The 18,263-nt window shown below is 64.8% G+C and carries 14 protein-coding genes; 6 read left to right on the top strand and 8 right to left on the bottom strand.

From position 1 onward, the window contains the following. Nucleotides 1–44: 44 nt before the first annotated feature. The gene (locus LPB072_RS22430; protein ID WP_096349137.1) at nt 45–1,592 is read left to right on the top strand and encodes a M48 family metalloprotease; all 1,548 of its coding nucleotides are present in this window, start codon (nt 45–47) and stop codon (nt 1,590–1,592) included. On the opposite strand, the gene LPB072_RS22425 is transcribed toward LPB072_RS22430, so the two are convergent. Further along, complete coding sequence (locus LPB072_RS22425) at nt 1,575–1,925, bottom strand: phage holin family protein (protein WP_066096412.1); 351 nt, start codon at nt 1,923–1,925, stop codon at nt 1,575–1,577. The genes LPB072_RS22430 and LPB072_RS22425 overlap by 18 nt on opposite strands. 30 nt (nt 1,926–1,955) lie before the next feature. Further along, complete coding sequence (locus tag LPB072_RS22420; protein WP_066096409.1) at nt 1,956–2,678, bottom strand: TerC family protein; 723 nt, start codon at nt 2,676–2,678, stop codon at nt 1,956–1,958. Nucleotides 2,679–2,990: 312 nt separating this feature from the next. Here LPB072_RS22420 and LPB072_RS22415 point away from each other — a divergent pair, with 312 nt between their 5' ends. Then, on the top strand, nt 2,991–3,395 hold the full coding sequence (locus LPB072_RS22415) for a DUF3717 domain-containing protein (protein ID WP_066096406.1): 405 nt from the start codon (nt 2,991–2,993) through the stop codon (nt 3,393–3,395). A 34-nt stretch (nt 3,396–3,429) separates the two neighbouring features. On the opposite strand, the gene LPB072_RS22410 is transcribed toward LPB072_RS22415, so the two are convergent. Both LPB072_RS22410 and purB read right to left on the bottom strand, forming a co-directional pair. Then, the gene (locus LPB072_RS22410; RefSeq protein ID WP_066096403.1) at nt 3,430–4,197 is read right to left on the bottom strand and encodes an oxygen-binding di-iron domain-containing protein; all 768 of its coding nucleotides are present in this window, start codon (nt 4,195–4,197) and stop codon (nt 3,430–3,432) included. A gap of 213 nt (nt 4,198–4,410) precedes the next feature. Beyond that, nucleotides 4,411–5,841 (bottom strand): adenylosuccinate lyase, encoded by a 1,431-nt coding sequence (gene purB / locus LPB072_RS22405; protein ID WP_066096401.1) that lies wholly within the window; start codon nt 5,839–5,841, stop codon nt 4,411–4,413. Between the two features lie 357 nt (nt 5,842–6,198). Between purB and LPB072_RS22400 the strand changes: the two genes are divergently transcribed. Continuing rightward, complete coding sequence (locus LPB072_RS22400; RefSeq protein WP_066096398.1) at nt 6,199–6,813, top strand: glutathione S-transferase N-terminal domain-containing protein; 615 nt, start codon at nt 6,199–6,201, stop codon at nt 6,811–6,813. Between the two features lie 343 nt (nt 6,814–7,156). On the opposite strand, the gene LPB072_RS22395 is transcribed toward LPB072_RS22400, so the two are convergent. Continuing rightward, nucleotides 7,157–7,810, bottom strand: a complete 654-nt coding sequence (locus tag LPB072_RS22395; RefSeq protein WP_066096395.1) for a rhomboid family intramembrane serine protease — start codon at nt 7,808–7,810, stop codon at nt 7,157–7,159. Then, nucleotides 7,807–10,656: a bifunctional [glutamate--ammonia ligase]-adenylyl-L-tyrosine phosphorylase/[glutamate--ammonia-ligase] adenylyltransferase gene (glnE, locus tag LPB072_RS22390; RefSeq protein WP_082877179.1), complete on the bottom strand. Its 2,850-nt coding sequence runs from the start codon at nt 10,654–10,656 to the stop codon at nt 7,807–7,809. Before glnE ends, LPB072_RS22395 begins: the two co-directional genes overlap by 4 nt. Before the next feature lie 71 nt (nt 10,657–10,727). Between glnE and LPB072_RS22385 the strand changes: the two genes are divergently transcribed. Both LPB072_RS22385 and LPB072_RS22380 read left to right on the top strand, forming a co-directional pair. Next, the gene (locus LPB072_RS22385; RefSeq protein ID WP_157694190.1) at nt 10,728–14,849 is read left to right on the top strand and encodes a YhdP family protein; all 4,122 of its coding nucleotides are present in this window, start codon (nt 10,728–10,730) and stop codon (nt 14,847–14,849) included. 197 nt (nt 14,850–15,046) lie between these two features. Beyond that, nucleotides 15,047–15,853, top strand: coding sequence for a carbon-nitrogen hydrolase family protein (locus LPB072_RS22380; RefSeq protein WP_066096389.1), 807 nt, complete (start codon nt 15,047–15,049; stop codon nt 15,851–15,853). Nucleotides 15,854–15,861: 8 nt separating this feature from the next. Here the strand turns inward: LPB072_RS22380 and LPB072_RS23765 are convergent, their stop codons facing one another. Then, nucleotides 15,862–16,029 (bottom strand): hypothetical protein, encoded by a 168-nt coding sequence (locus LPB072_RS23765; RefSeq protein WP_197508881.1) that lies wholly within the window; start codon nt 16,027–16,029, stop codon nt 15,862–15,864. Here LPB072_RS23765 and mltA point away from each other — a divergent pair. Beyond that, the gene (gene mltA / locus LPB072_RS22375; protein ID WP_066096958.1) at nt 15,962–17,182 is read left to right on the top strand and encodes a murein transglycosylase A; all 1,221 of its coding nucleotides are present in this window, start codon (nt 15,962–15,964) and stop codon (nt 17,180–17,182) included. The two genes, LPB072_RS23765 and mltA, sit on opposite strands and share 68 nt — an antisense overlap. 227 nt (nt 17,183–17,409) lie before the next feature. Here the strand turns inward: mltA and LPB072_RS22370 are convergent, their stop codons facing one another. Continuing rightward, complete coding sequence (locus tag LPB072_RS22370; RefSeq protein WP_066096386.1) at nt 17,410–18,216, bottom strand: tyrosine-protein phosphatase; 807 nt, start codon at nt 18,214–18,216, stop codon at nt 17,410–17,412. Nucleotides 18,217–18,263: the final 47 nt, after the last annotated feature.

Below are 18,263 nucleotides of genomic sequence, written 5' to 3'. Positions count from 1 at the left end.
CTCGTGCCCGCCTGGGTGCCCTGGCCCTGGCGGCGTTGCTGGCCATGCAACCCGCCGTGCTTGCTCAGGCCCAGACGCGAGCCAGTGACGCCGCCAGCCCTGCCTCTGCCGGGTCGCCGACTCCGCTCGCCAGTGGCGCATTGCCCGGCTTGGGCGATGGCTCTGAGCTCACGATTGCGGACGAGCGCCGGCTGGGCGACAGCATCGCACGGTCGATCTACCGCGACCCCGACTACTTTGACGATCCGGTGCTGGTGGACTACCTGCAATCGGTCTGGCGGCCATTGCTGACCGCAGCGCGCGAGCGGGGCGATGTGCCGCCTGAGCTGTACGAGCGCCTGGCCTGGGAACTGATGATCGACCGCAACAAGGAGGTCAACGCCTTTGCCTTGCCCGGCGGTTACATGGGCGTGAACCTGGGGCTGCTCGCCGTGACCGAGAGCCCGCAGGAACTCGCCAGCGTCCTGGCACACGAACTCAGCCACGTGTCGCAGCGCCACATTGCCCGCTTGATCGCCCGCCAGGGCAGCGACACGCCCTGGTTGATGGGCGCGCTGATTCTGGGCGCGCTGGCGGCGCGCAACAACGTCGATGTGGCCAACGCCGCGATCGTGGGCAGCCAGGCGCTGGCGGTGCAAAACCAGCTCAACTTCTCGCGCGACATGGAGCGCGAAGCCGATCGGGTGGGCTTTGGCGTGTTGACCGAGGCAGGCTTTCCCGGCCAGGGGTTTGTGAGCATGTTTGACAAGCTGCAGCAGGCTTCCCGCCTCAACGACGATGGCAATTTCCCTTACCTGAGAAGCCACCCGCTGACCACCGAGCGCATGGCCGACATGCGCCTTCGGCTGGCATCGGAGCCCGGCGCACAGCCGCTGTCGGGGCCGCTGTTGAGCAACGCGGCCCACCTTGCTGCGCTGCCTCTGCCTTCGGTGAGTCTGCATGCCTTGATGGCTTCGCGTGCGCGGGTGCTCGCCGAGAGGGGGCCCGACCGCTGGCGCGCCTGGCTCAAGGCGGGCAGCAGCCCCAAGGCCAGCCTGGGTGAGCGCTATGCCGCTGTGTTGTCGGCCCACCAGCTGGGGCAACACGCCGAAGCCCTGGCGCTGGGGCAGCAGCTGCGTGAGCAGGGCCCCCCGGATGCCCGACCCATGTTGGACACGCTGATGCTGGAGCTGTTGCTGGCTGCCCCGGGCGGGGCCAGCGACGCGCGCTTTGCCGCTTTGCGCGATGCGGCGCTGGCCAGTGAAAGCCGTGCAGGCGTGATGCAGGGTGCCCTGGCTGCTTTGGCCTCAGGCCAGCCCGTGCTCGCCGCGGCTCGCCTGCAGAGCTGGGTCGTGATCCATCCGCGCGATGCACTGGCCTGGCAGACGCTGTCTCGGGCGCAAACGGCTCTGGGCTACCGTGTTCGGGCGTTGCGCAGCGAAGCCGAGGCACGGGTGGCCATTTTTGACAACGAGGGGGCGCTGGACCGGCTCAAAGCCGCGCAAGCCTTGCCTGCCGATGTGCGGCGCAGCGATGTGATCGAGGTGGCGATCGTGGACGCACGCCGCCGCGAGATCGAGCGGCAGCTGCGCGAATCAGCTCGACAAAAGTGAGTTCACGGCCGAGTTGACGATCAACATCAGGCCCGAGTAAATCAGCGAGCCGAGCATGGCCGCCCAGAAGCCGGTGACGTGAAAGCCATCCAGCACGCCCGCTGCGGCCCAGAACAGCAGCGCGTTGATGACAAACAGGAACAGGCCCAGCGTCACCACGGTCACGGGCAGCGTCAACACCACCAGCACCGGGCGCAGCAGCATGTTGAACAGCCCGATCACCGCTGCGGCGATCAAGGCGGAGACAAAGCTCACCACCTGAACCCCTGGGTAGAGGTAGGCCACGAGCAGCAGCGCGCAAGCCGAGAGCGCCCAAGTCAGTAGTAATTTCATGGTTTCAGGATAGCACTGAGCGATGCGATATCAAGCCGGATCGGTCGAAACCTGCCTGTTCGCGAGGACTTTGCCGATGGCCAGAACCAGCAACGCGCCAGCGATGGCCGCACCGTATTTCACGGCGCTCGATTGCGGGATCTTGGCCATCCACAGCCACTCACCGGGGTTGGCAAAGACCGGGTCGGTCACCAGCATGCCGCCTGCGATCCAGCCCAGCAACATGCCGCCGGCCACGATGATGAAGGGGAAGCGTGCCATGAGCTTGATCACCAGCTGGCTGCCCGCCACGATGATCGGAATGGAGATCAGCAGGCCCAGCACCACCAGCAAGGTGGAGTGCTCGCCCGAGTTCTGGGCGGCGCCGGCGATGGCAATCACGTTGTCCACGCTCATCACCAGATCGGCCACGATGATGGTTTTGATGGCGGCAAAGAGCTTGTCGCTGCCTTCGATGCCGTCGTGATCGTCTTCGTCGGGCGCGATGAGCTTCACACCGATCCACACCAGCAACAGGGCCCCGATGAATTTGAGGAAGGGCAGGTTGAGCAGCGTCATCGCAAACAGGATGAGCACCACGCGCAGGACGATGGCACCCGCGGTGCCCCAGATGATGCCCTTGGCACGCTGGGCAGGCGGCAGCTTGCGGCAGGCCAGCGCGATCACCACGGCGTTGTCGCCGCCGAGCAGGATGTCGATGATGATGATCTGGCCCAGGGCCACCCAGAACTCGGGTGAAGTCAGAAATTCCATAATGTGTGCCAAGAAGAGTGGAGAGAGGGACGCGCCCGGTGTCTTGGCGCCAGAAGCAGGGCCTGACCGGTCTTGGGCGCCACCGTGGCACATGAGACAGGCTGTGGCCCGGCCGGGTGTGTGTCGCGCAGGCGCCTGGTGGCCCCGTGTTGCTGTTGATCCAAACACCCCCTGAGCCTGGCCGATTGACCACAGACCCGGGAACGGAGATCTTCGCCCCTTGGAGTGGGTGAATTGTATCGGCCGCCAACGGAAGGGTCCGACCTTTCGGCCCGGCTGGTTTCTCGAAGGCTGGCTATCATCAAGCGCTCTATGGCAGGCATCCACATCTCCGACATCGAAGCCGCGATCAACCTGTGGCGTGCGCGGGAGCCCGTGGATCACAACCTGGCGCTGTGTCCCGAGCTGGCGGCGCTGGCCGAGGTGTATGCCCTGATGGTCTATCACCACCAGACCACGGCAGACGAAACGAGCATGCCCGTTGCGGCGCGCATGGCCTGGATGGCCTGGTTCGAGAGGCAGCCCGATACGCCCTGCATTGCGATTTGCTCGACCAGTCAGGGTGATGAAGTCTGCAAAGGTTGTGGCCGGTACTTTGATGAGGTGCAGCGCTGGACAGAAATGACCCCGGCCGAAAAGCGGGTCACGTGGCGCCGCATCACGCTCGAAGGCGACTCCTGGCGCTTCAACCGCTACGCCGAGCGCGCCATCGAATAGAAGGGCGGCGACCCGCGCTGCGGCAACGCATGCTTCAGTCGGGGACCACGTAATTGGCTTGTGTGAGGTGGTCCACCCCGCAATCAAAATCACTGACCCAGTCGATGAATTCAGCGACCGCAGCACCGGTCATGGGCGAGCCGTGCTGGGGCACGATCATGCGGATGGGCAGCGTGCGCGCCATGTGGGCCCACAGTTTGAGCACCTTGCCCGAGACCATGTAGCGCCGGTGAAAGCTTTCCATTTTGGGGATGTGGCCGGCCAGTGAGGAGACCGGCCTGGCGGCGTCATCGGACGTCCCCATCGACACACCCAGGTCGCCGGAAAACAGAATCCCGCTCACGGGATCCCAGAACTGGAAGTTGCCCTCTGAGTGCATGAAGTGGGCTGGCAGGGCGATCAAGTGGCTGTCGCCCAGGGGAATGTGTTGCCCTGGATCGGGAATGCCGATGATGCGACCCTGGGTCTTGCCGGGTTTGCAAAAATGCGGCGCAAAACGCTCCCACAGGCGCGAGATATAGAGCGTGGCCTGCGTGCTTGTCATCCACCGGTCCAGCGAAGCGATGATGTCCGGATCGGCGTGCGAGGCCAGAATCTTGTCCAGCTTGTTGGGTGGAAAGAACCGGCCAATGGTGAGCAACAGCTCGTTGTAGGCCATGTTGCCGCCCGGGTCGATGATGGCGCCGGCGTCACCGTGGATCACCAGAAACTGGTTGGCTTGCACGGCGTTGCCCCCTTCATCGCTCAGGTGGGAAAACATCAGGCACACGTGGCCGCCCTGGTTGAAAAGTTCGATAGCCATGTTGGCGGTGGTTTGCTGGGGGTTGCCGCACGCCAGGATGAGCGCGGGTGCTGCGCGCCTTGTGCGCGCGACAAGGCCGTGACTCTAGGGCGGCTGGGCCCGCATCGGTTTGAGCCAGATCAAACCGGACTGGAGTTGGCTCCCGAATTCAGCCACTCGGGACAAAAAAATGGCCGGAAATACCGGCCATTGAGGGGTTCGGCGTGGTCGTGGTCAGATGCGGCGCGCGAGCTTGGCGGCCATGCCCACATAGCTGCCCGGGGTCATGGCCAGCAGCCGGTCTTTCTCGCCCTGGGGGATCTCCAGGCTGTGAATCAGGCCGTGCAGCGCTTCGGCGGTGACCGTTTTGCCGCGCGTGACTTCCTTGAGCTTCTCGTAGGCGCCGACCACGCCAAAGCGGCGCATCACGGTCTGGATCGGCTCGGCCAGCACTTCCCACGCGGCATCCAGGTCTTCGGCCAGCGCCTCTTCATTGAGCTCCAGCTTGCCCAGGCCGACAGCCATGGAGTGGTAGGCCAGCACCGCGTAGCCCATGGCCACACCCATGTTGCGCAGCACGGTGGAGTCGGTCAGATCGCGCTGCCAGCGGCTGATCGGCAGCTTTTCCGACAGGTGTCTGAGCATGGCGTTGGCCAACCCCAGGTTGCCTTCGGCGTTTTCGAAGTCGATCGGGTTGACCTTGTGCGGCATGGTCGAAGAACCGATTTCGCCGGCCTTCAGGCGCTGCTTGAAATAACCCAGACTCACATAGCCCCAGATGTCGCGCGAGAGGTCGATCAGGATGGTGTTGGTGCGCGCCATGGCATCGAACAGCTCGGCCATGTAGTCGTGCGGTTCGATCTGGATGCTGTAGGGCTGGAAGGTCAGGCCCAGGCCCAGTGGCTCGGGCGTCTCGATCACGTTTTTGCTGAACGCTTCCCAGTCGAAATCGGGCCACGCAGACAGATGGGCGTTGTAGTTGCCCACCGCGCCATTCATCTTGCCCATCAGCTTGACGCGGGCGATCTTCTCGCGCGCCGCGCTCAGGCGCACCACCACGTTGGCGATCTCTTTGCCCACGGTGGTGGGGCTGGCCGTTTGGCCATGGGTGCGGCTGAGCATGGGCACTTCGGCAAACGCATGCGCCATCTCGCGCAGCTTGGCGATGATGCCGTCAAGCGCAGGCAGCAGCACCGTGTCGCGACCGCCTTTGAGTTGCAGGGCGTGGCTGGTGTTGTTGATGTCTTCGCTGGTGCAGGCGAAATGCACAAACTCTGCTGCTTTCTGCAGTTCGGGCCGGGCTTCGAATTTGGACTTGATCCAGTACTCCACGGCTTTGACGTCGTGGTTGGTGACCTTTTCGATGTCCTTGATGGCCAGGCCGTCGGCCTCGCTGAAGTTTTTCACAAGGCCGAGCAGGTAGGTGCGGGCGCCGGGCGAAAGAGGCTGAAACTCGTCGAATCCAGCATCGGACAAGGCGACAAACCAGGCGATTTCGACCTGAACACGGCGGTGCATGTAGCCCAGCTCGCTCATGAATGGTCGCAGGGGCGCCAGGCGGCCTGCGTAACGGCCGTCCAGCGGCGAGAGCGCCGTGATGGGCGACAGGGTGTTCCCGGATGAGGGCTTTGTGGCTGGCGATGGGGCAGAGGAGTTTGGGCGCATGGCGCGATTGTAAAAGGGTGCCAGGGATGGCGTTCAAAACGCCTGAGATGCACGTTCGGGTGTCAAACGGGATGGCTGGCGTGCCTGCCTGGTGCGTCGTGTGGCGTGCGGCAAGCGACGCGGCAACCGGTGCGCCAGACGGCCGTTTTGGGCCGAATCCTTGTGGGCTGTGGTTTTGCGGGCGATGTGCTTCGCCGCGAATGCCTCCTCCCGCGAAAGCCACGCCGCAGGGTGCGAGCCTTGAACCCCGTCCGCTGGCGGCAAAGACCCCTGGATAGGGCCAAAGTCAGGTTTGCGGCTTCCATGGTTGGCTAAAATGGCGGGCTGCGGGAACCCCTGCCCAATCGAACCACATTCATGAAACTCATCGGTGCCATCACCAGCCCCTACGTTCGAAAAGTGCGCATCGTCATGGCCGAGAAGAAACTGGACTACCAGTTTGTGACCGAAGACGTCTGGTCGGCCGACACGCAAATCGCCACTTCCAACCCGCTGGGCAAGGTGCCCTGCCTGGTGATGGACGGGGCGGAAGCGGTGTTTGATTCGCGCGTGATCGTGGAATACCTCGACACGTTGTCACCCGTGGGCAAGTTGATTCCCGTGTCTGGCCGTGAGCGCGCCGAGGTGAAAACCTGGGAAGCGCTGGCCGACGGTTTGCTCGATGCCGCCATCCTGGCGCGGCTGGAAGCCACCTGGCCCGGGCGCAACGAAGGCGAGCGCTCACAAGCCTGGATCGACAGGCAAATGGGCAAGATCACCGCCTCGCTCAAGGCCATGAGCCGCGGGCTGGGGGACAAACCGTTTTGCTCGGGCATACACCTCAGCCTGTCCGACCTGGCGGCGGGTTGTGCCTTGGGCTACCTCGACTTTCGCTTTCCAGCGCTGGATTGGCGTGCTGACCACCCCAATCTGGCCAAGCTCTATGCCAAGCTGGCGCTGCGCCAGAGCTTCGTCGACACCGCGCCCGAATAAGCCTGGCGGGCGTGCGCGTCGACTGGCAAGGGGGTGATGAGAGGGGACAGGGCGATGACCGCCCTGGTCTTCGCCAGCGCCAACCAGGTGGCGCCTTCCGTCTCAAATAGAAAAGCCTGCAAAGCGCCCCGCGACGAATAAGGAGGGAGGGAGGAGGAGGAAGAACCGCCTCGGGATTGCATCCAGCCTTGCGACTGGAAGGCTTTGCAGAGCCAAGAAACCGGCAGCAGGCAAACGGGCTTTCCATTGCGCTGCTGTCCAGATAGAGCGGTTATCTCCCGCGGAAGTTCCCGGCGGCGTCCCGCAAGCCTGTTTCTGTGTGTAACGCGCAGCTGCGCCGGGGTCACAGGGGCGACGAATTCCCGAAAGACCCGTCGCTTTCCCGGTTCGTGGTGGCGTGGTGGCGCGCCCATTGGCGCGTGGCGATCCAGCCAAGCAACAAAGCCAGCACGACGCCCCAGACCGCGCCCGACAGGTGCGCCGCCCGCACCACCGAGATGGCGTTGCTGCTGTCCCAGACCACCGGGTTGCGCCAGCCTTGTTCGAGAGCCAGTTTGGTCAGTACGCCCAATGCCAGCATGGCGCCCCAGCGCCCGGCCTTGGGTACCGCGATGCGCTGCAGCATGAGCTGCACAGCCAGAATCATCGACCCCGCATGCAACGGCCCCGACAAGCCCACGGCGTAGCCAATGTGGGGCCACCACAGCAAGCTGATCTGCGTCAGTGGCCAGGCGAGCAACCAGGCCAGCGTGCACGGCCACGAAGGGCGAACCACCCAGGCAAATGCCGCCAGCAGGCCCAGGGCGATCTGGTTCACGATCAATTGTGGTGTGTTCAGGTGAACCCAGGCGCTGGTGAACAGCGTCCATGGCTGGGCATGCCAGGTATCGGCGCGCCAGATCAGTGTTTGAACCAGGCCATCACCAGCCCACCAGAGCAGCATGCTGGCCACCCCGTGTAACGCGCACACGAGCAACCAGCCCGAAGAGCGGTTCATGTTTGAGGATCGTGGCCAAGCACGTGGCGCCACAGCGCCTGCACGGCGGCGGCCTCTTCCTGAACCGAGTCGGGATCCACGTGGGTGGGGATTTCATCGAGCCGCGCCCGGTGCTGAATCCGGCGCAGTTCACGGTAAGCCCTGGCCGCCGCCTCGCCCATGCCTGGCGGCAACAGGCCGCATTTCTGGGCACGGTGCAGCAACTTGATGTTGCCGGTGTTGTCGCGCATCGTGGGGTGGGTGCGTGAGTGGGCCAGCACCAGGTATTGCACGACGAATTCCACATCCACCATGCCGCCGACGCTGTGCTTCACATCGAAGCGGTCGGCCGGCAGGCGGTGCGCTGCGCGCACCTTTTCCCGCATGGCCACGATTTCGTCAACCAGCAAGGCGTTGTCGCGCTCGGCCGTGATCACCGTTTGCCGCACCGCCTCGAACCGCTCGGCGAGCCCGGGTTCGCCGCTGGCGATGGCGGGTTTGGGGGCGATCACGCAGCGCGCGCGGGTCATGGCCTGGTGCTCCCAGGTCCAGGCGGTATTGCTGCCGCGCTTTTCCTGGTAAGCGGCATACGCCTCAAAGCTGGTCACGAGCAGGCCCGAGTTGCCGTTCGGGCGCAAGGCGGTGTCAATTTCGTACAAGTCGCCCTCCCCGGTCTTGACCGACAACCAGTTGATCAGCTTGCGCACAAAGGTCGCGTAGATCTCTCCCGCGTTTTCATCGTCGTCGTCGAATACAAAAACAATGTCGAGGTCGCTGCCGTAGCCCAGTTCCTTGCCACCCAGCTTGCCGTAGCCAATGATGGCGAAATTGGGCTCTTCGCGGTGGCGGTTTTTCAACCGGTTCCAGCACCAGCGCGCCGCCACGTTGAGCACGGTATCGGCCAGGGCGGACAGGTCGTCGGCCACAAACTCGACCGTCAGCACGCCTTCCAGGTCGCGCGCCAGGGTGCGGAACACCTCGGCGTGGTGGGCGCGGCGCAGCAAATCAAGCAGTGCCTCTTCGTCGTCTTCGTCGGTCGAGCGCAACGCGGCGAGGCGAGCCTCCAGGTCTTCTTCAAACTGCACGCCATCGAAGCGGTCGGTCAGCAGTTGCTGGCTGGCCAGTTCGTCGATCACGCCGGGGTGTTTGAGCAGGTAGCGCGCGGGCCATTTCGCCGCGCCCAGCAGGCGCAGCAGGCGTTCATGCACCGCAGGCCTTTCCTGCAACAACGCCAGGTAGCTTTCGCGGCGCAGCAATGGCTCGATCCAGTCGGTCAGGCGCAGGGCCGCTGTTTCGCTGACCCGGCCTTCTTCGACCCAGGCGCCTGTGCGCTCGATCAGCCGGACCACGCGCAGAAACGCACCGTCCCGCAGCGCCTTGACCCGCGGGTTGTCGCTCCATTCGCGCAGCTTGTCGGCGAAAGCCTCGGGCAGCTGGGGCAGCAGGATCTCCAGCTCTTCGGCGGGTGAGCGTGAGCCCATCTTCTGACAGCCCTTGCCGTTGCACTGGCCCTGACCGGCACCACCGAGCAGCGTGTCGAACTCCTGGGCGACGGTTTCGCGGTGGGCATCGAGGGTGTGCAGGAAGGCGCACAGGCTGGCGCATCCCATGCTGGCGGCGATCCAGGCCAGATCGTCGTCGCGGGTCGGCAATACGTGGGTCTGCTGATCGTCGAGGTACTGCACGCGGTGTTCCACCCGGCGCAGGAAATCGTAGGCGCTGGCCAGCGCATCGGCCGTGGCCTGCGGCATCAGGTTGGCCTTGCACAGGCGTTGCAGCGCATCCAGCGTGGGCCGGGTGCGCAGCTCGGGGAACTGGCCACCGCGCACCACCTGCAACAGCTGCACGGTGAACTCGATTTCCCGAATCCCGCCGCGTGACAGCTTCACATCGTTGGCGCGCCCCGGATTGCCTGCGGCGCGTTTGCTGGCGTGTTCGCGAATCTGACGGTGCAAAGTGCGCAGGGCCTCAAACACGCTGTAGTCCAGGTATTTGCGGAAAACGAAAGGCAAAACGGCGCCGCGCAGGCCTCCGGCGGTGCCATCGGCCACATTGGCACGGGGCGCGATCACGCGGCTCTTGAGCCAGGCAAACCGCTCCCACTCGCGGCCCTGCACCAGAAAATACTCTTCCAGTGCATTGAGCGACACCGCGCTCGGCCCCGAATTGCCGTTGGGCCGCAAGGCCAGATCGACCCGGAACACCTGCCCGTGTTCGTTCACTTCGCCCACGGTGTTGTAGATGTGCTTGACCGCTTTGCCAAAGTACTCGTGGTTGCTGATGCGGTTGCGGCCTTCGGCGTTGCCAGTGGTCTCGCCGTCGTGGTCGTAGACGTAGATCAGGTCGATGTCGCTGGAAACGTTGAGCTCCCGAGCGCCCAGCTTGCCCATGCCAACCACCCACAACTGGGCCCGCTGAGGCGCCGTGTCGACGGGCTCATCGCTGGACAGGGGGCTGTAGCAGTAGCTGCTGTCTCTTGACAGGTCGGCAATGGGTGCACCGTAGGTGGCGTCGAGCTCGGTCCAGGCCAGCGAGCAGGCGGCGTCGAGGGCCAGCTCTGCCAGCTCGGTCACCGAGCGCGTGATGTCGGCCAGCGGGGCCTGTTGTTCGCAATCGAGCACCGCCAGGCGTTCCAGCACCAGCTGGCGCAACACCCGCAAGGCCGATGGCAGGTCGAACCCGCGTTCGAGCAAGGCGGCGAGCGCAACCTGCATGGATTCGTGCACCGGTGCGCCGGGCGGCAAACAGGGCAGTTCGCTGGCGTAACGGCGGCGAATGCGCTGCACAAAACGGGAATGCTCGGCCAGAGCAGGAGCCAATTCAGCGGCGGCGGCGGGTGCGGAACCCTCGGGTGGTTGGACGGTCATAATTTGCAGTGGATATGAATCAAAACCCGGCCCCTGTCGCAAACACTCCGCGAATCCCCAGAACCCTCTCGATGGCTGCACGGCTGTTGTTGTGGGCGGTCTTGGCCGTGTGGGGCTTGTTCGCGCTGACGCTGGGTGCGATCCATCTGGTGATTGTGCCGCGAATCGACGAAGCGCGTCCCGCGCTGGAGCGTTGGGCGGGTCAGACACTCGGGGTCCCGGTAAAAGTCGGGGCCATTCAGGCAGAGACCGAAAGCAACCCCACCGAGGGCTTCAGCCGCTATTTGCCGGCTTTGGTGCCTTCGTTTGCCCTGCGCGATGTGCGCCTCTATGACCCCGCTGGCCGCGAGGCCTTGCACCTGCCGCAGGTGGATATCGCCATATCGGTGCGCTCCCTGTGGCGTCTGGGTTTCGAGCGCCTGGCGATCGATTCGCCCACCCTTGATGTGCGCCGCACCACCGACAACCGATTTGAAGTGGCCGGCCTGGACTTCTCTGGCCCTGCCGACGAAGACAGCCAGGTGGCCGACTGGTTTTTCTCGCAAACCGAATTTGTGATCCGCCGGGGCACGGTGCGCTGGACCGATGACCTCAAGCAGCAGCCGCCTGTGGCCTTGAGCGATTTGAGCCTGGTGGTGCGCAACAGCCGCCGCAGCCATGCGTTCCAGATCGATGCCACGCCACCGCCCGAACGCGGTGAGCGGTTCAGCTTGCGCGGGCGCTTTCGGCAGCCCCTGCTCGATCTCGGCATGGCCGTTGGTGCCAGTGCCGGGGAACCCCCCTGGCACAACTGGAGCGGCGAACTCTTCGCCGACTTCGCCCGTGTCGATGTGGGCCAGCTGCAACCCTACCTTGACCTGACCAGCTGGGGCGTCACGCTGCGCTCCGGCGAAGGCCGGCTGCGTGCCTGGACCGATGTGAAGCAAGGCCAGCCGGTGTCGGCCACGGTGGATGTCTCGCTCAAGCAGTTCGCCACCACGCTCGGCCCCAAGCTGCCCGAACTGGCCATCGACACCCTGAATGGCCGGGTGAGCGCGGCGTGGAATGCCGATGGCTTCGACGTCACCAGCGACAACCTGCAATTTCGCACCGCCGAGGGCCTCGACTGGCCAGGGGGCGCGCTGCGCCTGAAGCACCAGCGAGCCCAGGGCGCCCAGGCTGCCAGCACCGACCTGAGCGCCGACCGGCTGGAACTGGCCGCGCTGGCCACGATCGCCACGCGCCTGCCTTTGCCCGATGCCAGCCGTGCCCTGCTGCTCAAACTCGACCCCGAAGGCCGCATGGAAGGGCTCAAAGTCAACTGGCAGGGCCCCGCGACATCGGGCGAAGGCACGGCGGAGGCCACCCCTGCCGCTGAAGGCTGGCAAACCTATCGCTACAAAGCCACTGGCCGTGTGAGCGGCCTGGCGCTGGCAGGCGGCGAGCCGCGCATCGAGCCCTCGCTTGGCCATGTGCTGCCGGGGCGCCCGGGCATTCGCGGCGCCCAGGTCGAATTTGATCTCAACCAGGATGGCGGCCGCGCTTCGATACAGGTCAAGCAGGGCGCCCTGGACCTGCCCGGCGTCTTTGAAGAATCCCTGGTGTCGCTCAACCGCCTGGACACCGAAGCGCGCTGGCGCATTCAGGGCGAGCGCATCGAAGCCTGGCTCGACCCATTGCAACTGGCCAACGACGACACCGAAGGCACGGTCAGTGCGCACTGGTCCACCAGCGACCCCGCCACCAGCGCCTCCAAATCGCGTTTCCCGGGCGTGCTCGATCTCAATGCGCGGCTCACCCGCGGTGCGGCCAACCGGGTTCACCGCTACCTGCCCATCGCCATCGGGCCGCTGGCGCAGCGCTACGTGCGCGAATCGGTGCTCGGCGGCGCCGTGGGCACCGTGGACTTCCGCATCCGCGGCGACCTGTGGGACATGCCTTTCAACCACCCCGACGCCAAAGGCGAGTTCCGCATCGCCGCGCAACTCAAGGGAGTCGATTTCGCCTACGTGCCTTCCTATTTGCAAAACGGCAGCGATGCGGCCTGGCCGGCGCTCAAAGGTGTGAGTGGCCAGCTGCTGCTTGACCGGGCTTCACTCAAGCTCACCCAGCTGCAAGCCACCCTTGACGGATCGCCCGGCGTTGGCCTGAGCCAGGCCGAGGCCTCGATCGCTGACCTGATCAACGACCCATTGCTCAAGGTATCGGCCAAGGCGCAAGGCCCGGCCACCGGCATGCTTGATTTTGTTCGCGCCTCGCCGGTCAACTACTTCACGGGCCGGGCTTTGCAACGCAGCACCATCAGCGGCCCGGCGCAGCTCCAGTTTCAGCTGCAGCTGCCGCTGCACCGGATCGATCAAACCGCGGTGCAGGGCTCGGTGTCATTCACCGGCAACGATGTGCACATCAACCCGGAGGCGCCGCGCCTGCAAAACACCGTGGGGCAACTCACCTTCAGCGAGCACGGCTTCAACATCCCGGGCGCGAAAGCCCAGATCTACGGGGGCGCCTTGCAGTTCAAAGGCGGCATGGCACCCAGCCCACAGGGCATCTCCCGCATCCAGTTCACGGGCCAGGGCACGGCCACCGCCGACGGGCTGCGCGACGGAGGCCTGGGGCTGGTCTCTCGCCTGAGCGCGCAGGCCAGCGGCAGCGCCGACTACCAGGCCGAACTCGGGTTTCGCGCCGGCCTGCCTGAAATCACCGTGACCTCCGATTTAAAGGGCATGGCCGTGGCCTTGCCTGCGCCACTCAACAAGGCCGCGGGCGCGGTCTTGCCACTGCACTATCAGAACAAGGTATTGACGGCGGCGACCGATGTCACAGGCGAAGTGGCGCGAACCGACCGCTTCTTCCTGCAACTGGGCCAACCTGCGTTGCCAGTGGCCACACTCGATTACGAGCGCGACGTGCTGGGCGTTGAGCCGCGGGTCTTGCGTGGCAGCATCGCAGCGGGCCTGGCCACCGGCGAAACGGTGGCGATGCCCGCGCAAGGGGTGCAGGCCAACATCCGGTTTAGCGAAATCGACACCGATGCCTGGGATCGCGTTTTCAGCGAGCTCACCGGCGTTGACCCGCGCGAGGTTGTGACCAGCCCCGCAGGCGCCGACGATATCAGCCTGGGCTATCTGCCCACCAGTCTGGCCGTGCGGGCGCAACAACTGCTGTTTGGCGGGCGCACCTTCAACAACGTGGTGGTCGGGGGCTCGCGCGAAGGCAACCAGTGGCGCGCCAACATCGATGCCGAGCAGCTCAACGGCTACCTGGAATACCGCCAGCCGTCTGGCAATGCGCCGGGCAATATCTACGCGCGGCTGGCCAAGCTGAATCTGGCGGCCTCGGCCAAGAGCGACGTTGAAGAAATGCTTCAACAGCCCAAGTCGATGCCGTCGCTGGACATCGAGGTCAACGACTTCACGCTCGCAGGCCGGAACCTGGGTTATGTGGCCATTCAGGCGCAAAACCAGAACAAGGCCGGCCAGCCGCGTGAATGGCAACTCACCAAGCTCAACCTTCGGGTGCCTGAAGCGCGCTTCAACGCCATCGGCCATTGGGCCATTTCGCCGGGCAGCGGGGCGGGCAGCGCGCGGCGCACCGCGCTTCAGATCGAGCTTGATGTGCGCGACGCCGGCGGCTTGCTCACCCGCTTTGGCCATGTCGGTACCGTGCGCGGCGGCGAAGGCACGATTCGCGGCACCATTGGCTGGGAGGGCTCACCCATGTCGCTCGACTACGGCAGCCTGTCGGGCCAGCTCAACGCCAATGTTCGAAATGGTCAGTTCCTGAAGGTCGAGCCGGGTGCCACCAAGCTGTTGAGCGTGCTCAGCCTGCAATCGTTGCCACGCCGTCTGGTGCTCGATTTCCGCGATGTGTTTTCCGAAGGCTTCGCTTTTGACTTCGTGCGCGGTGATGCCACCATCGAGCAGGGCGTGGCGAAAACCAACAACCTGCAAATGAAAGGCGTCAACGCCGCCGTGCTCATGGAAGGCAGCGCCGACATCGGGCGGGAACAACAAGACCTCAAGGTGGTGGTGGTGCCCGAAATCAACGCCGGCACCGCGGCCCTGATCGCCACCGCCATCAACCCGGCCGTGGGGCTGGGCACCTTCATTGCCCAGTTCCTGTTGGGTCAGCCCCTGCAAAGCGCGGCCACGCAAGAGTTTCGTGTGACCGGCGGATGGGCCGATCCACAGGTCAAAAAAGTCGAGCGCTAGGCGCCTGAGTGGCTGAAGGCGTTGACGCAAAACCTGCGAAAAACCGAGAATCGCGGCCGAAGTTCGTTCTGCCGCGCGGGCTCCCCGCGCGCATGGGCGAAGCCAGATGCGCGGGCAAGTTGCCCGCAAGACCCACGGCGTCGGGTGGCTTGCAGTAAGCTGGGCGGCAAAATCCCTGGCCCCAACGGAGAGAGTCGATGAAAGTAGCCGCCATTCAGATGGTCTCTGGCATCAGCCTTGATGCCAACCTCAGTGAAGCCCTGCGCTTGCTGCGCCAGGCCGCGCAGGCCGGTGCCGAACTCGCCGTGCTGCCCGAGTATTTCTGCTTCATGGGCAACAAAGACGAAGACAAGCTGCTGCTTGCAGAACAACCCGGTCTGGGCACCGTGCAAGACTTCCTGTCCGACGTGGCGCGTGATCTCAAGCTCTGGGTGGTGGGCGGAACGCTGCCCATGGCCGTGGACGACCCGACCCATGCCGCCAACGCCTCGCTGGCCTACAACCCCAAAGGCAAGTGCGTCACCCGCTACGACAAGATCCACCTCTTTCGCTACGACAACGGCCGCGAAGCCTACGACGAATCGGTCGTGCTGCAGGCGGGTGACACGCCAGAGGCCTTCGAGCTGAGCGACCGCTCGGGCCAGACCTGGCGCGTGGGCATGAGCGTTTGTTACGACCTGCGCTTTGCCGAGCTTTACAAGGCGCTGGCCGCGCAGATTTTGCTGGTGCCCTCGGCCTTCACCTACACCACGGGCCAGGCCCATTGGGAGGTGCTGCTGCGCGCGCGGGCCATTGAAAACCAGGCCTTCGTGATCGCCAGCGCGCAGGGGGGTGAACACGAAAACGGCCGCCGCACCTGGGGCCGCAGCATGGTGATCGATCCCTGGGGCGAGGTGATGGCCATGCACGCCGTGGGGCCGGGTGTGGCCATGGCCGACATCGACATGGCCCGCCTCAACGGCGTGCGCCAGCAACTGCCTGCCCTGCAGCACCGGCGGCTTTGAGTGGGCACTCAGGGTTTGGGTGGTGACGGTGGCGGTGGCGCGTCGTCTCTGGTTTCGTCTTCGGGCTTGTGCGCCTGTGGCAACTCGCCCTTCTCGCGGCCTGAAAACATGGTCCACCACACGATAAACAGCAACAGAAACAAAGCGCCCAGCGCTTCAAGGAACAACAGCAGCATGAACAGATCGGGATGGAGCAAAGGGCGCTGGGCCCTGGTGAGCGTCATTGTAGGCAGCCTGGTGGCCTGTGCATCGGGCCCGGAGCCCGATGCACCGATCGATGGCGGGCCTCAGACCGATACCAGCCCGCTGCCGCCGGCCATCGCGCGCAACGGCAGCCGCTGGACGCCCGTGCGCTGGGCCGAGCTGCCCGGGTGGGGTGCCGACAGCCTGCACGAAGCCTGGAACGCCTGGGTGCTGGGTTGCGAGCGCCCTGCTGCCGGCCAGGAGCGCCTGTGTGCCGAAGCCCGCCCTCTGGCCATCGCCAGCGCCGCCGAGCAGCTGGCCTGGGTACAGCGCCGCTTTCAGCCCTACCGTGTCGATGAACCCGATGGCACCAGACCCAGCGGCCTGCTCACCGGTTACTACGAACCCATTCTGAACGCCAGCCGCCTGCCCACCGCCACCCACCGCACGCCGCTCTATGGGCCTCCGGCGGGCCTGCGCAACGGCCAAAACTGGTACACCCGCAAAGACATCGACACCCGGGCCGATGTGCAAGCCCAGTTGCGTGGCCGTGAACTGGCCTGGCTGGCCAATCCCATCGACGCATTGGTGCTGCAGATTCAGGGCTCAGGCCGCCTCAACATCACCGAACCCGATGGCCGCCAGCGCCAGGTGCGCCTGGCCTTTGCCGGCCACAACGGCCACACCTACCAGAGCGTGGGCCGCTGGCTGCTCGATCAGCGCGCGATTCGCGACGCGTCGTGGGAAGGCATTCGCGACTGGGCCGCGCGCAACCCCTCGCGGCTCAACGAAATGCTCTGGGCCAACCCGCGCACCGTGTTCTTTCGTGAAGAGGCGCTGACCGATTTCAGCGCCCAGCTGGGGCCGCGCGGCGCCCAGGGCGTGCCGCTCACGCCAGGCCGTTCGATCGCGGTTGACCCCAAGAGCATTCCCTACGGCACACCGGTGTGGCTCGCCACGCAAGGCAGCGCGCTCAACGCACAGCGCCTGGTGATGGCGCAAGACACCGGTGGCGCCATCGTGGGCGCGGTGCGCGCCGATTTGTTCACCGGCTGGGGCAGCTGGACCGATCCGGCCTACCTGGAAGCCTCAACCCTCAAGCAGCCATTGCAACTGTGGGTGCTGTGGCCCCGTTCGGGCCGGTGAACGCCGGCAACCCGGCGCGCTGAGTGCGGCCGAAAACGTGTTCGGCTTCGTCTCGGTGGCGGTGCTCCAACCCGTGGTTCGCATGGGCGTGGTCTACAACGGGGGCTGCTTTCTGTCGCCCGATCCGCGACGCATGTAAACATGTGCGCGAACAAAACAGTTCTGGATCCGAATGCACAAAAAGGGTGTTTTGAACGCCATCCCAGGATGCTCCTTTGCTGATGGGTTTAGGCCTTTTGCCCAATGAACGGCAGCTTTGAAGCCCACCTGCTCAGGAATGTGCCCTTCTTAGGTTGCAGATCAGGAAGCGGAAACAGGTGCGAGGGCTGGTTGTCGAGCACGGCTTGAGGGCGAACCATCACCAACTGTTGTGCTTCCTCTTCGCCAAGCAAGCGCTGTGCAATGGCCTTTGCCTCGCTGATTCTGGGCGAACGGCGACTCGCCGAGTGGGCATCGCTGGCGATGATGTGGGTGTGCCCCTCGGCCAGGAATCGCTCGCCCCAATGCTGGGCGCGTCGGCCAAACATCCCGGTCAGGGCGCCAGCGGTAATTTGTATCCATGCACCCTGGTCGATCAACCTCAAGAACGCCGGGTAATGGCCATCAATCCACGTCAAGCGCTCGGGGTGGGTGATGATGGGTGTGTAGCCCGAAGCGATCAGGTTGAACACCGATCCTTCGAAATTCGGTGGCGGCGTGGTGTGGGAAGGCTCCAGCAGGAAATAGCGCGAGCCATGCAGCGTGGGCACGCGCCCATCGCGCAAGCCTTCGAGCAACTCCGGCACCAGATGTGCATCCGCGCCCGCCACCAGCTTGAGCGCAATGCACTGGCGATCAAGCTCGGATTGCAGCGCCGCAATCGCCTTGCGAATACCCGGACCGTCGTTCATGTACATGCCGGGATTGATGTGCGGCGTGCAGGCCATGGTGTGAATGCCGTCGGCTACTGCGATACGCGCCATGTCCAGCGCGATGTCCAGCGTCTGCGCGCCGTCATCGATGCCGGGCAAGATGTGACTGTGTAGGTCAATCATCCTAGAAGCCCCAGTTGACCACATGTTTCCCGCTGGGTGCACTCAGC

Origin of the sequence: Hydrogenophaga crassostreae (genome assembly GCF_001761385.1) — a bacterium.
Lineage (GTDB): Bacteria > Pseudomonadota > Gammaproteobacteria > Burkholderiales > Burkholderiaceae_C > Hydrogenophaga > Hydrogenophaga crassostreae.
Note: the sequence above shows the minus strand (reverse complement) of the source record. Positions and strands in the feature narration are given on the sequence as shown.